Origin of the sequence: Salinicoccus siamensis (genome assembly GCF_042429615.1) — a bacterium.
In the GTDB taxonomy this organism is placed as follows: Bacteria; Bacillota; Bacilli; order Staphylococcales; family Salinicoccaceae; genus Salinicoccus; species Salinicoccus siamensis.
The window spans coordinates 187,305-199,892 of record NZ_JBHMAH010000010.1; the positions used below are offsets into that span (position 1 = coordinate 187,305).

Annotated in this window: 14 protein-coding genes; 5 read left to right on the top strand and 9 right to left on the bottom strand. The window is 45.6% G+C overall.

Annotated features, from left to right (window positions below):
* Nucleotides 1-86 precede the first annotated feature (86 nt).
* The 5 genes from ACFFLE_RS04785 to ACFFLE_RS04805 all read right to left on the bottom strand — a co-directional run bounded on the left by ACFFLE_RS04785 (nt 87) and on the right by ACFFLE_RS04805 (nt 5,394).
* Complete coding sequence (locus ACFFLE_RS04785; protein WP_380570001.1) at nt 87-473, bottom strand: c-type cytochrome; 387 nt, start codon at nt 471-473, stop codon at nt 87-89.
* A 119-nt stretch (nt 474-592) separates the two neighbouring features.
* Nucleotides 593-1,703, bottom strand: a protein-coding gene (gene prfB, locus ACFFLE_RS04790; RefSeq protein WP_380570002.1) for a peptide chain release factor 2 whose coding sequence is annotated in 2 segments (ribosomal slippage) — nt 593-1,630 and nt 1,632-1,703 — 1,110 coding nt in all. Because the reading frame shifts where the segments join, the coding sequence is not laid out codon by codon here.
* A 17-nt stretch (nt 1,704-1,720) separates the two neighbouring features.
* Nucleotides 1,721-4,240, bottom strand: coding sequence for a preprotein translocase subunit SecA (secA, locus tag ACFFLE_RS04795; protein WP_380570003.1), 2,520 nt, complete (start codon nt 4,238-4,240; stop codon nt 1,721-1,723).
* Between the two features lie 154 nt (nt 4,241-4,394).
* A complete protein-coding gene (gene hpf / locus ACFFLE_RS04800; RefSeq protein ID WP_380570004.1) occupies nt 4,395-4,949 on the bottom strand; it encodes a ribosome hibernation-promoting factor, HPF/YfiA family in 555 nt (184 codons plus the stop codon).
* Between the two features lie 55 nt (nt 4,950-5,004).
* A complete protein-coding gene (locus ACFFLE_RS04805) occupies nt 5,005-5,394 on the bottom strand; it encodes a ComF family protein (RefSeq protein ID WP_380570005.1) in 390 nt (129 codons plus the stop codon).
* A gap of 12 nt (nt 5,395-5,406) precedes the next feature.
* On the opposite strand from ACFFLE_RS04805, the gene ACFFLE_RS04810 reads away from it, so the two are divergent.
* Nucleotides 5,407-5,595 carry a hypothetical protein gene (locus ACFFLE_RS04810; protein WP_380570006.1) on the top strand — a complete coding sequence of 63 codons (189 nt, stop codon included), beginning with the start codon at nt 5,407-5,409 and terminating at the stop codon, nt 5,593-5,595.
* A gap of 71 nt (nt 5,596-5,666) precedes the next feature.
* Here the strand turns inward: ACFFLE_RS04810 and ACFFLE_RS04815 are convergent, their stop codons facing one another.
* Nucleotides 5,667-6,917, bottom strand: a complete 1,251-nt coding sequence (locus ACFFLE_RS04815) for a DEAD/DEAH box helicase family protein (RefSeq protein WP_380709732.1) — start codon at nt 6,915-6,917, stop codon at nt 5,667-5,669.
* A 56-nt stretch (nt 6,918-6,973) separates the two neighbouring features.
* Complete coding sequence (gene fakB / locus ACFFLE_RS04820) at nt 6,974-7,846, bottom strand: fatty acid kinase binding subunit FakB (protein WP_380570008.1); 873 nt, start codon at nt 7,844-7,846, stop codon at nt 6,974-6,976.
* A 97-nt stretch (nt 7,847-7,943) separates the two neighbouring features.
* Here fakB and ACFFLE_RS04825 point away from each other — a divergent pair, with 97 nt between their 5' ends.
* Nucleotides 7,944-8,576, top strand: a complete 633-nt coding sequence (locus ACFFLE_RS04825) for a YigZ family protein (RefSeq protein WP_380570009.1) — start codon at nt 7,944-7,946, stop codon at nt 8,574-8,576.
* Here the strand turns inward: ACFFLE_RS04825 and ACFFLE_RS04830 are convergent, their stop codons facing one another.
* Nucleotides 8,577-9,629, bottom strand: a complete 1,053-nt coding sequence (locus ACFFLE_RS04830) for a glycosyltransferase family 4 protein (RefSeq protein WP_380570010.1) — start codon at nt 9,627-9,629, stop codon at nt 8,577-8,579.
* Between the two features lie 146 nt (nt 9,630-9,775).
* Between ACFFLE_RS04830 and ACFFLE_RS04835 the strand changes: the two genes are divergently transcribed.
* Together ACFFLE_RS04835 and gdpS are read left to right on the top strand one after the other, a co-directional pair.
* Entirely contained in the window at nt 9,776-10,729 is a 954-nt protein-coding gene (locus tag ACFFLE_RS04835) for an LCP family glycopolymer transferase (RefSeq protein WP_380570011.1), read from the top strand.
* A 22-nt stretch (nt 10,730-10,751) separates the two neighbouring features.
* On the top strand, nt 10,752-11,798 hold the full coding sequence (gene gdpS, locus ACFFLE_RS04840; RefSeq protein WP_380570012.1) for a GGDEF domain-containing protein GdpS: 1,047 nt from the start codon (nt 10,752-10,754) through the stop codon (nt 11,796-11,798).
* Nucleotides 11,799-11,822: 24 nt separating this feature from the next.
* Here the strand turns inward: gdpS and ytxJ are convergent, their stop codons facing one another.
* The gene (ytxJ, locus tag ACFFLE_RS04845) at nt 11,823-12,143 is read right to left on the bottom strand and encodes a bacillithiol system redox-active protein YtxJ (RefSeq protein WP_380570013.1); all 321 of its coding nucleotides are present in this window, start codon (nt 12,141-12,143) and stop codon (nt 11,823-11,825) included.
* Nucleotides 12,144-12,257: 114 nt separating this feature from the next.
* On the opposite strand from ytxJ, the gene ACFFLE_RS04850 reads away from it, so the two are divergent.
* Nucleotides 12,258-12,497, top strand: coding sequence for a hypothetical protein (locus ACFFLE_RS04850; protein ID WP_380570014.1), 240 nt, complete (start codon nt 12,258-12,260; stop codon nt 12,495-12,497).
* The last annotated feature ends 91 nt before the right edge of the window (nt 12,498-12,588 follow it).

A 12,588-nucleotide genomic window follows, 5' to 3' on the forward strand; every position in this document is an offset into this window, starting at 1 on the left:
GTCAGGCGCTTTTACTCATAGTTCTATGTTTTGGGTTTTTAAGGCAATATCACTGCACGTCACCTTCTATGCGATGATCGAACAGCCTACTCACCTGTTTGGCTGGACAACCATTTTACAATGGCATCCATTTCCTCTTCATCTGAAATGAGGCCAGCAGGCATGCCGTCGCCACCTTCTTCAATCTGTGTACGTATCTCGTCTTCCGACAGCTTACTGCCGACATCTGTAAGTGCTGGACCGGATGCGCCTTCAAGATTTTCACCGTGACAGCTCATACAGTTATTTTGCTCATATGCTTGCTTGGCAAGTTCTGTATCTCCGGAATCTGCACTGCTTTCCTCTGCACTACTTTCTTCCTCAGTACTTGCTTCACCAGTCGATTCTTCTGTGGATTCCTCATCTCCAGACCCTCCACAGGCGCCGAGAACGAGAACCAATGCAAAACTCATAAGTAACCAGATCTTTTTCATTACACTGTCTCCTTTACATATGATATAGACTATATAGGTCTCTTACCCTCTACAAGAGTGAGATAAACATTAATTGAATATTTAAAAACGCCCATACTGTAGGGTATGGACGCCGGAACTTAATTTTCATCCATCGTCATGCGCAGGTAGGCATTGATGAAGGGACCGATATCCCCATCCATCACCTTTTCGGTATTGCCCACCTCCATGTTTGTGCGGTGATCCTTTACCATGGAATATGGGTGGAATACATAGGAGCGGATCTGACTACCCCAGCCTATTTCCTTCTGTTCTCCTTTGATGGCATCCATCTCCGCGCGGCGCTCCTCAAGTTCTTTTTGGTAAAGTTTGGACTTGAGCATATTCATCGCCTGTTCCCGGTTTTTGATCTGGGACCGTTCATTTTGACAGGTCACGACGATTCCGGTTGGGTGGTGCGTGATTCTGACAGCTGAATCGGATGTATTGACATGCTGTCCCCCGGCCCCGCTGGAACGGTACGTATCCACATTGATGTCATCTGGTTTAACTTCAATCTCAATATCCTTATTGTCGAATTGTGGTGTGACTTCACAGGAAACAAAAGAGGTGTGCCTCCTTCCGGATGAATCAAATGGGGATATCCGCACTAGCCTATGAACCCCTTTTTCAGCTTTTAGCAGCCCATAGCTGTTCAACCCTCTGATGAGTAGTGCCACACTTTTCACGCCAGCTTCGTCCCCTGACTGATAATCGAGCGTCTTGACTTTGAAGCCCTGTTGGTCGGCATACCGCTGATACATCCTAAGCAACATCTCGGCCCAATCCTGGGACTCGGTGCCTCCTGCGCCGGGATGCAGCTCGAGAATCGCATCCAGTTCATCATGTTCATTGTTCAGAAGCATGTTAAACTCAAATTTATCGATTTTGGCGCGTACTTGATCAACATTTTCTTCAAGCACCTGATACATTTCCTCATCATCTTCTTCTTTGAGCAGCTCGTGGGATACTTCCATATCCTCAACGGCTTCCTCGATGGCATGGAACTCATCTACAACTTTCTTCAAATTGTTGTTATTATCTATGACTTCCTGAGCCTTTTCCTGATTATCCCAAAAACCCGGGTCGGTCATCTGCTCTTCATACTCTTTTATCTGCGTTTCTTTTTCCTCTAAGTCAAAGAGACCCCCTAAAGTCATCTAATTTACCGTGCATCTCCGTAATGAAGTTCCTGATTTCATGTATTTCCATAATTACCCTTCTTTCTCTTATTTGCCGTGACAATTCTTATATTTTTTTCCTGATCCACAAGGACAAGGGTCATTCCGACCCACCCTCATCTCTTTCTTTACTGGGCCTTTTTTCGCTTTTTCCTTACTGTCCCCTGCATGCATTTCATTTTTTGCAATGACTTGTTCACGCTTGATCTCCTCATCAGATTTGACTTCCGTCTTCATGACATATCGTGCTGTATCGTCCTCTATCGCGACAAGCATGTCTTCAAACATCTGCAAGCCTTCATTCTGATATTCCCTAAGAGGATTGATCTGCCCATATGAGCGCAGATGGATGCCCGTCCTCAACTGGTCCATACTATCTATATGCTCAACCCATTTCTGGTCGATTGTACGCAACATCATCATACGCTCGAATAGCCGCATCTTTTCTGAGCCGAGCTTCGCTTCCTTCGCTGCGAGATCCGCCTGTACTTTTTCCAGGATAAGGGCTGTGATTTCTTCATTTTCACGCCCACGTATTTCATCAACAGTAATCTCTTCTTCCCACAGATACATATCGGCGACAGTCTGGACAAACTGCTGATAATCTATAAGCTCTTCGTCTTCCAGAATATAATAGTCTACGGTACGTTCGACGGATGATTCAATCATCCCCATCAACTGGGCGCGCACATCTTCTTCATCTATCACTTCATTACGTTCTTCATAGATGATTTCCCTCTGACGGCGCAGTACATCGTCATACTCAAGCAACTTCTTACGTGCATCGAAGTTGTTGCCTTCTACACGTTTCTGCGCCGATTCGACTGCCCTGGAAATCATTTTGGAAGTCAATTCCTCTTCGGCCATACCCAGTCGCTGCATGGTATTCTGCATCCGTTCAGACCCGAACCGCTTCATCAAATCGTCTTCTAGGGATAAGTAGAATGTGCTGACTCCAACGTCCCCCTGACGGCCTGCACGGCCACGCAACTGGTCGTCGATGCGACGGGATTCATGCCGCTCTGTCCCTATAACGGCGAGTCCACCCAGTTCAGTCACACCTTCACCGAGTTTGATGTCCGTACCACGTCCGGCCATGTTCGTGGCGATTGTTACAGCGCCTTTTTTACCTGCATTGGCGATTATTTCAGCTTCCCGCCCGTGGTTCTTCGCATTAAGTACGTTGTGCCTGACTCCTTTTTTGCGGAGCATCTCCGAGAGGTACTCACTTGTCTCGACAGCGACCGTACCTATCAGGACCGGCTGCCCTAATCGGTAGCGTTCAACCACTTCTTCTATCACATTCTTGAATTTGAATTCCTTGGTCGAATATATCTTATCGGTGCGGTCAATCCTGGCAAGTGGTTTGTTGGTCGGGATGACCGTTACTTTCATGTTGTATATATTGAGGAATTCCTCTTCTTCCGTTTTGGCTGTACCGGTCATGCCTGAGAGCTTGTTGAACTGTCTGAAAAAGTTCTGGAAAGTGATCGATGCCATCGTTTTTGATTCATTTTGGATATCGACACCTTCCTTGGCTTCGATGGCTTGGTGCAGCCCATCGGAAAATCTGCGTCCCTTCATCTTTCTTCCTGTAAACTGATCGACTATGACGATCTTTTCGTCTTCGACCACATAATCGATATCGTTTTGCATTGAGAAGTGGGCCTTCAATGCCTGATTGATATGGTGCAGAAGGTTAACATGTTTGACATCGTACAGGTTGTCGACTTTAAACCATTTCTCGGCTTTTTCCATACCTTCATCATTCAATTGGATGTTTTTCGATTTCACATCATATGTGAAATCTTCATCTTCCTTCAACATCTTAACGAAAGCATTGGCCCTGATATATTGTGTATTCGACTGGTCAGCTTTACCGGAGATGATCAGTGGTGTACGCGCTTCATCGATTAAAATGGAGTCGACTTCATCGATGATCGCATAATTCAGTGTGCGTAGGACACGGTCTTTCTTATATGTCACCATATTATCCCTTAAATAGTCGAAGCCAAGTTCATTGTTTGTCGTATATGTTATATCGGCATTGAAAGCTTCCCTTTTTTCTTCACTGTTTTTGGCATTCATGTTCAATCCTACACTCAGCCCGAGGAAATTGTAGAGGACGGACATTTCTTCCATCTGGGTGGCGGAAAGATATTCGTTGACAGTGATTACATGAACCCCTTTTCCGGTCAGTGCATTCAGATATACGGGCATCGTTGCTGTGAGTGTTTTACCTTCCCCGGTCTTCATTTCAGCGATATCGCCTTTATGAAGCGTCACGCCCCCCATAATCTGTACTGGATACGGCTCAAGGCCAAGCGTCCGCTTTGAAGCTTCCCTGACTGTTGCAAATGCTTCAGGAAGAATTTCATCAAGCATCTTGTCTTCTTTATCATCTTCAACTTCGGAAAGCCTTGCTTTGAATTCATCCGTCTTCGCCTGCAGTTGGCTATCCGACAATCTGGCGAATTCTTCTTTATACGCCTCGACTTTCTCTGCGATCTTCTGGAGAGAACGCAACTCCCGTTTATTGCCGTCAAAGACTTTGTCCAAAATACCCATGGATTTCTCTCCTCACTAATTTCACTCTATATTCATTCAATAATAATAGCACTAAATGGGCTAAAAATAAAATGAAGGAATCAAAAAGGATCCCTGGCCGACTATAGCCGGGGGATCCTTTTCAACAGGTCTCAAAAAAACATGGAACCACTCTTTAATTGGTTTCGATAAGACCATATTTACCGTCTCTGCGTTTATAGACAATGCTTGTACCATCAGTTTCCCTATCGTTGAAGATGAAGAAATCATGGCCGAGCATATTCATCTGCAACACTGCCTCTTCAGAATCCATCGGTTTAAGCTGGAATTGCTTTGAACGTACTATTTCAGATGTCTCTTCCGCCTCTTCATCACCGTTATCTGCCGCTTCAAGTGTTGCCAGGAAATCCTGCTCCGGATTCTTCTCCCTGAACTTACGGTTGATTTTGGTCTTATGTTTCCTGATTTGCCTTTCCAGCTTGTCGATGATCAGGTCGACGGCTGCATACAGGTCATCATGGCTCTCTTCCGCCCGCAGAGTCAGGTCTTTCATAGGAATTGTGATTTCAACTTTAGCCTTCTTGTTATTATAGGTCTTGATGTTGACATGAGCGTGTGTATTGGGAGCATTGGTGAAGTAACGTTCCAGTTTGCCCACTTTTTCCTCTATGTGGCTTCTGATGGCGTCGGTTACTTCAATGTTCTCTCCTCGAATTTCACATCTTATCATGATGAAACCCCTCCTTGAGTACGTTATTCTTACTACTTTCATTATATCAGAATGTTCATGCTTTGGAAAACGTTAGCACATCAACTGAGGATGGGGAAATGGTGTAGAGTTTCTCGAGTGCATGATGCACTGTCATGCCGGTCGTATATACATCATCGACCAGCAGAAGGCGTCGGTCGCGGAATTCACTCCCGTTCAAGACACTGAAAGGGTTCTCCCCATTGACCCTCAACACCTTACTCAGTTCCGATTGTCTCGCTCTATCGGTGGTGGCAAGCGCTTCTTTATAGACTATCCGCTTCTGCTCAAGCACTGCTGCCGTCTGATTGTATCCGCGTTCTCCAAACCGATTTTCAGACAACGGGATGGGGATGACGGCATCGTACCCCTGCAGATCTATATCCAGCAGCTCCGCGAGAACTTCTGACAGTGCGTAATCGCCCATGAATTTATATCTATGGAACAGCATTTTAACCGTTTGATTGTATTCCAAGAGGCAAGTAATCTTGGCGGGTGGCGTGAAACGCCGCTTCAGAAAGTCACAATCCATGCATTTATGCCAATCTTCTTCCATCAGGCGGTGGCAGAAGTCACAGCGCAGACCGGTACGCCATTCTGTCAGCAGTTCCCGGCAAACGAGGCATAGAGGGCTGGGTTTCTTGAAAAGGGTGATTATATCAGGCTCCTCCTGGATGTTTGAATGACAGTATAGGCAGATCATATCTTGATGCTTCCTGCATTGAAGGATTTGAGCATCTTCTGTGCAGCCGTGATGGAAGAGGTCCTATAGGCAGCCATGAAGCAAATATTACCGATTGGATCGGTCCGTTTCCTTCCAACCCTGCCGCACATCTGCACAAGGCTCTCTTTACTGAATCTTTCTGCATGGATGATGATTATATCCAGCCGATCGAACGTCACGCCACGTTCCAATATGGTGGTCGTAAAGAGAATATCAGTCTCCCCCGCCCGCATACGGGCCACTTTACCGTCGCGGTCAGGATCAGCACTATACACTGTCTCGATTGTTGGGAATTCGCGCTGCATCAGCTGATGCATCTTCTTCATCAATGCAATGTCCGGGAAGAACACCATCACTTTCCTCCCGGCATTCAAGACACCTTCCAGTTCTTTTATGCAGACGGCGGGCACCCTGTTCCTGTAGACACCCTTTCCAACGTCGATATACCGAATATTCGGTATGGCGAGCTTATAGCCATGATAGCGTTCCGGTAGAATCACCACGTTTTCTTTACCGACCCGCCTGATCAGTTTTCGTGACGGGGTCGCAGACATATAAATGATCGATGCCCCCTCCCTGCACGCCCGGCTGATCGATTGCATGAGCAGCGGATCTTCCGGCAAGGGGAAAGCGTCAGTCTCGTCGACGATGACAAAATCAAAATGATCGATATAGTTATAGAGCTGATGGATGGTACATACGACGAAATGATGACCGCGCACCTGTTTGACGCCATCATACATGAGGCTGATGGCACTGCCCGAAAAGGCCCGCTCCAACCGGATGTATACTTCTTTTACCACATCGATTCTCGGGGAGACAAAGGCAACATTCATCCCATTCTGCCTTGCCCGTGAAACAGCCGCAAACGTCATCTCAGTCTTGCCCGCACCAGTCACTGCATATAAAAGCAGATGGTGACGCCCCTCCAAGGCCCCGATGATCCTGGCTGAAGCATATACCTGCTGTTCCGTCAGTTCAAAATCCAAAATGTACCCGGCACTGTCGCAACGGTCTACGGATGTGCTGCAGTATAATGGTGTCATTGTGTCTGCACGCCCTAGATTCACGCATTTCAAGCAGTAGGATACCTCTTTTTCGTGCAGAGGCGATCGATATGTGTAAAAATGCTCACGTCGCCCATTGCCACAGCGATGACACTTTGGAATGGTGATGTCGACACCTTCATTTTTAAAGAGTATTGTACCTGTCCGCTCCAATATCATTTATCCACTCCCTTTCCCATTAAAAAAAGACGCAGTAAACAAACTGCGCCTTCTCACTAATATTCTGTATCCACCTCAAAAGTGGTATAACCCAAGCCCAACGCACCCTCACCAAGGTGCGTCGCAATGACAGGGCCAAAATAACTCAATCTAAACGTAACATCCGGATACTCCGACTGGAGCTTCTCCATCCAACGCCTACCCTCTTCTTCTGCGTTGCTGTGGATGACCACAGCAGTCACCGGTTTACCTTTATGCTTTTCCATTTCCTTCGCAAAGAGTTCTTCTACGCGTTTTAAAGCCTTCTTTTTAGTTCGTATCTTTTCGAAGGGTACGATCTTCGCATCTTGGAATTCCAGTATCGGCTTGACCTGCAGCAGGCTGCCTAACATTGCTTGGGCGTTCGATAGGCGCCCTCCCTTCTGAAGGTTCGTCAATGTGTCTACTACGAAATAAGCATTCGTATGCTTTTTCCGCTTCATGTCCTCCAGCCGATCCATCAAACCATCCAAGGGCATGTCGTCCTTATGCTGAGCCGCATAAAGAGCCATGAAGCCCTGCACATAGCAGGCAATCTCTGTGTCGACGGCATGGACTTTGATTCCATCGACACTCTCTCCGGCTGCCATGGCGTTCTGATAGGTTCCGCTTATCTCACTCGACAGATGCACACTGATGACGTCTGTATATCCCTCGCTCCTCAAAGCTTCAAGGAGCAGGATGTAGTCGCCTATCGACGGCTGACTGGTGCCAGGCAGGTCGGCCATCTCGTTCATCTTTTCAAAGAATGCGTCTGCATCTATATCTTCATCTTCCCTATAGGCTGTATCTCCAATGACTACATTAAGAGGGATGGTACGGATATCATACTTCTTTTTTAGCCCTTCGGGCAGATAGGACGTAGAGTCCACAACCACCGCTATTTTCATACTCGCCCCTCCAATTACCGATTCACACTTGATAACAGTTTACTACATTCCAATCGCTTTCGTCCATGTGTTAATATATTTTTAAGAGGTGAAATGGATGGAACAAGAATATATGAACAGAACCGATGAATCTGTTGAAACCGTCATCAATAAATCACGCTTCATCACATACATTGCACGCACCGATACAGAAGAAGCAGCAAAGGCATTCATCGCTTCAATCAAGGCAGAGCATAGGGATGCGACCCATAACTGCAGCGCATACATCATTACAAAGAGTGCAATGGTCCAAAAGGCGGATGATGATGGTGAACCTTCAGGCACAGCAGGCGTCCCCATACTGGAAGTGTTGAAAAGAGAAGCTCTTTATAATGTCACGGTGGTAGTCACCCGCTACTTCGGCGGGATAAAGTTAGGGGCTGGCGGACTGATACGTGCGTACTCCGGAGCTGCAGCCAAAGCAGTTGAGGCAGCAGGCAAAGTGATCGAAATCGATGTAGTGCCATGCAGAGTGACCATGGATTATACCTATACCAGTAGGTTCGAGCACACAATTGCTGATACGGATATTGAAATCAAGGACATTTCATATACCGATAAGGTTGCATACCTACTCCACGTGAAAATTGATGATATGGAGTTTTTCCGCACCCGTCTCAAAGAAATCACAAAAGACACTTCCAACCTGGAAGAGATGGATATCATCCAAACTGAAAGTGCCGTCAGCTGATTATGGCAGTATGCGGTGGAAAATCTTTCTGGCAAAGTTAAGGACCGGCTTCCAGTCACTGTCCACCAGATTGATCGCCTCAACGATTATCTCGGTTGTGAGGATCAAAAGCAGCGACATGATGATGGCACCAGGTATCGTAGAAAAATAGAGGATGATGCTTGCACCGGAATAGAGGAGCGCGATGAAATAGATCAACACTACACTTTCAGCATGCGAATACCCAAGATTCTGCAGCCGGTGGTGGATGTGGCTACGGTCTGCTTTGACCAGGGAGACATTACTGCGATACCTTCTTAACGCAGCGAAGAACATGTCGATGAAAGGAACTGCGAGAATGATGATCGGGAAGAACAGTGAAATGAGGGTGATGTTCTTAAAGCCCATCAACGATACCACGCTGATTATGAAACCAAGCAGCATCGCCCCGTTATCACCAAGAAATATCTTTGCTGGATGGAAATTGTAGACCAGAAACCCGATACACGCTCCGATAAGGATTGCGCAGATCATCATAACAAAAATATTGCCCTGGAGAATCGTGATGAACGCGATACTTGAAAGGGCGATTACGGAGACTCCTGTAGCAAGCCCATCCAACCCATCTATCAGATTGATCGCATTCAGGATGCCGACTATCCAGATGATGGTTATCGGAATGGAGAATATACCGAATTCGATTTCGATGCCAAATGGAGTCACACTGTCGATCACCACATCATAAAATACCGGGACCAGACTTGCTGCAATCTGCCCTACTAGCTTAAGGCCAGGTTTAAGATCATATTTATCATCAATGATGCCTACAATCACGATGACGATTCCGCCGAATATGATTGCCTTGTATTCAGCTTCTATCGGACGTGAGATGATGACACCAATAATGAACGATATCAAAATCACCACACCCCCAAGGTATGGAATTGGGGTCCGGTGGACTTTTCTGTTGTTTGGATAGTCGACAAAACCAAATTTACGACTAACCCATATGAAGAGCGGTGTCAGAATCAATGAAATAAGAAACGAAACCGTCAATAAAAATAGAGTATACATTCCATCACCATCACTAGTTATCTCCAACCCACTATATCATACTAACCTTCAATTATGTATCGGTCATCAATCTTACTACATATATAATTTTAATTACACTCAAATTCATTGTATAATTATCTTAATCAAGAAAAAGGAGATCTAATATGAATAGAAGAACAGGCGGGATGCATCCCGTCCTCAAAATATTACTTACTCTGCTCATAATCTCAGTCATCGTATTGATCGGTATTTTCGCTTATGTATATCTGCAGTTGAAAGGTGCTGCAAATGACATGTATGATGATGAGTTCACATCAGAAACCTCAGACCTCAGGGAGACGGATGTAAGCTTCAAAGACGGCGACCCCATCTCCGTCGTCCTCTTCGGAACCGATGATGATGAGTCGCGGAATGCAAGTGGCATGGGCCAACGTTCCGACACCATCATGGTGGTGACGCTCAACCCGAACACTGATGAAGGCCGCATGCTCAGCATACCGAGGGACACACGTACAGAGATTGTAGGCCGCGACACAGTGGAGAAGATCAACCACGCCTATGCCTACGGTGGCCCTGAGATGGCTTCCCGTACAGTGGAAAACTTCCTCGATATGCCGATAGACCATTTCCTCTCGATAAATATGGATGGGTTCACCACCATAGTCGATGAACTTGGTGGCATCACGGTTACAAGCGAAGACACCTTCGAACAATCCGGCTACCAGTTTACAGCTGGCGAAACCTATGAGATGGACGGGGATATGGCTCTCGCCTTTTCCAGAAGCCGTAAATCCGAAGGTGCGGGCGGCGACTCGGGGAGACAGAAGAGACAACAGCAGGTAGTTGAAAGCATCGGCCAGGAAATGCTTAGCCTTAAAACAGTAGCAAACTTCGGTTCAATCCTGGATGTCATGGGTGAGAATGTCCGTACTAATATCCCGTTCAAGGAAATGAATGCTCTTCGTTCCAACTATCAGAAGGCTGCGCAAAATATAGAACGTCTGACTCTTGAAGGGACGGATCAGAGGCTGGACGATGGTCTATGGTATTTTATTCCTGACGATTCTTCATTTAATTCGACTAGAAATGAATTACGTGAAAATCTAGATCTGGAATAGTTAAGATTTAGGAGGGACAGGCATGCTCATCGATTTCGTACTCAATATATCCATCACGATCAGTGGTATCTACCTGTTCCATCGCCTGCAGTATATCGAAGATCGCAAATTCATGGATTCCGATGTTTTCCAGGCGCTGCTGATGACCACCATAGCTGTTCTGCTGTTGATGGTGCCGCTGCACTTGGCGGGGATGACGTTCAGCCTATATTTCATACCTTTGTTGATCCTGATCAAGTACAGCGCCACACACCTCATCATCGGCGCTGTCGGGGTCGTCTACCTCTTTCATCATATTATCTTTGATTTCGAGTGGCAGATCTATCTGATATTCTTCATCCTTTATTTTTTCATCATGATGATTCTGCCTTTCGTCCGTATCCGGAAACTACAATCACTGACAGCAACCACCGTCATCTTTACGCTGTTTTACGTAATCAGCATTCATATGTTCGTTCAGCCCCTTACCTTATGGCAGATGTTTCTGTTCATCGGGGCAAGTACGGTGGTGATGTTTACTGCCGTGATGATGTATGAAGACGTAAATGCCATCCTTGCCCTTTTGAAACGGTATGAAGAAGAAGAGTACAAAGATTTCCTGACCCAACTCGGCAATGTTAAATCCCTTGATAATGCGGTCACCGAACTCATGGACGAATCCGATACACTCAGCCTTCTGCTTATTGATATAGACAATTTCAGTCTGATCAACGATAAATATACCCATACTTCTGGCGATGCCCTGATTAAACAGATGGCCCATCTACTGGATAATCATGTACCGAGTGGCGGCACTTTATACAGGAGTAGCGGAGAAGAGTTTTCGATGGTGATGAAAGACCTCTCATTCGACCGTACGGTGCGCCTGGCTGAAGCGATTCGCAATAGCGTAGAGCGGGCGCGTTTCCATGTCAGCGAAACCGAGAATGTCCGGCTGACGGTGTCCATAGGCATCGCCTATCAACCCGTGATCCCGGAAACGAAAGGCAGGTTGTTCAAGGAGGCAGATGATATGCTTCACGCCGCGAAGAAACAGGGAGAGAATAGAGTGATGTTCAATCCATTATAAAAAAACCAGGACATTGTCCTGGTTTTAATCTTCAACGGCAGAAAGGTTTTTAAGTGTAATGTTATTATGCGAATCTTGCCATCTCACTTCTTCATCCTCAAAATAGAACGCCTGCGGCGATTCGTGTTTTACGTTGAAGTTCTCTGCAATATAATCGGAGAGATCACGGTTATTTTGTACGATAAGATAATAGCCGTCCATATCCCTTTCATAATGGAATTTTTGGAACTCTTCGAAGGCAGCTGCTGAAATTGGACAAGTACTGCTATGCTTCATGAAGAAAAAATTCTTTTTTTCCTGCAACAACTTTTGAAATGACTCAATCGATGTTGTCTTGGTTATCATTTCATCACCTTCTCATTAACTTCTCATTAAGCTCTTAATAACTTATCATTTATGCTACTATTTGGCAAATCCGATTATGGATTATGTTATAATGACTTCGATTGGAGGATTCATATGAATAACAAACCACTGAAAAGATGTACATTTCTGGATACTATAAATGCATCTCTTTTGATCATCGTCCTTTTGTTCATGCTTGATTTTGAAAATAATGCGACTGTTACAATCATTCTTCTTGCTGTATTCGCTTTCTGGATTGTTACGGTAATCCTACGGAACATCTTCATTTCAAAGATTGAAAAGGATCCGAACCATCCTATGCATGATAACCAGTCTGAAGAGAATAAGAAATAGAAGACGGGCTTTTAGAGCCCTTCTTCTATTTCCTTCAGACCTTTCCAGTACTGGTCGTCCAACTGACTGTAGGTGCTCTTATAAGGTAGGA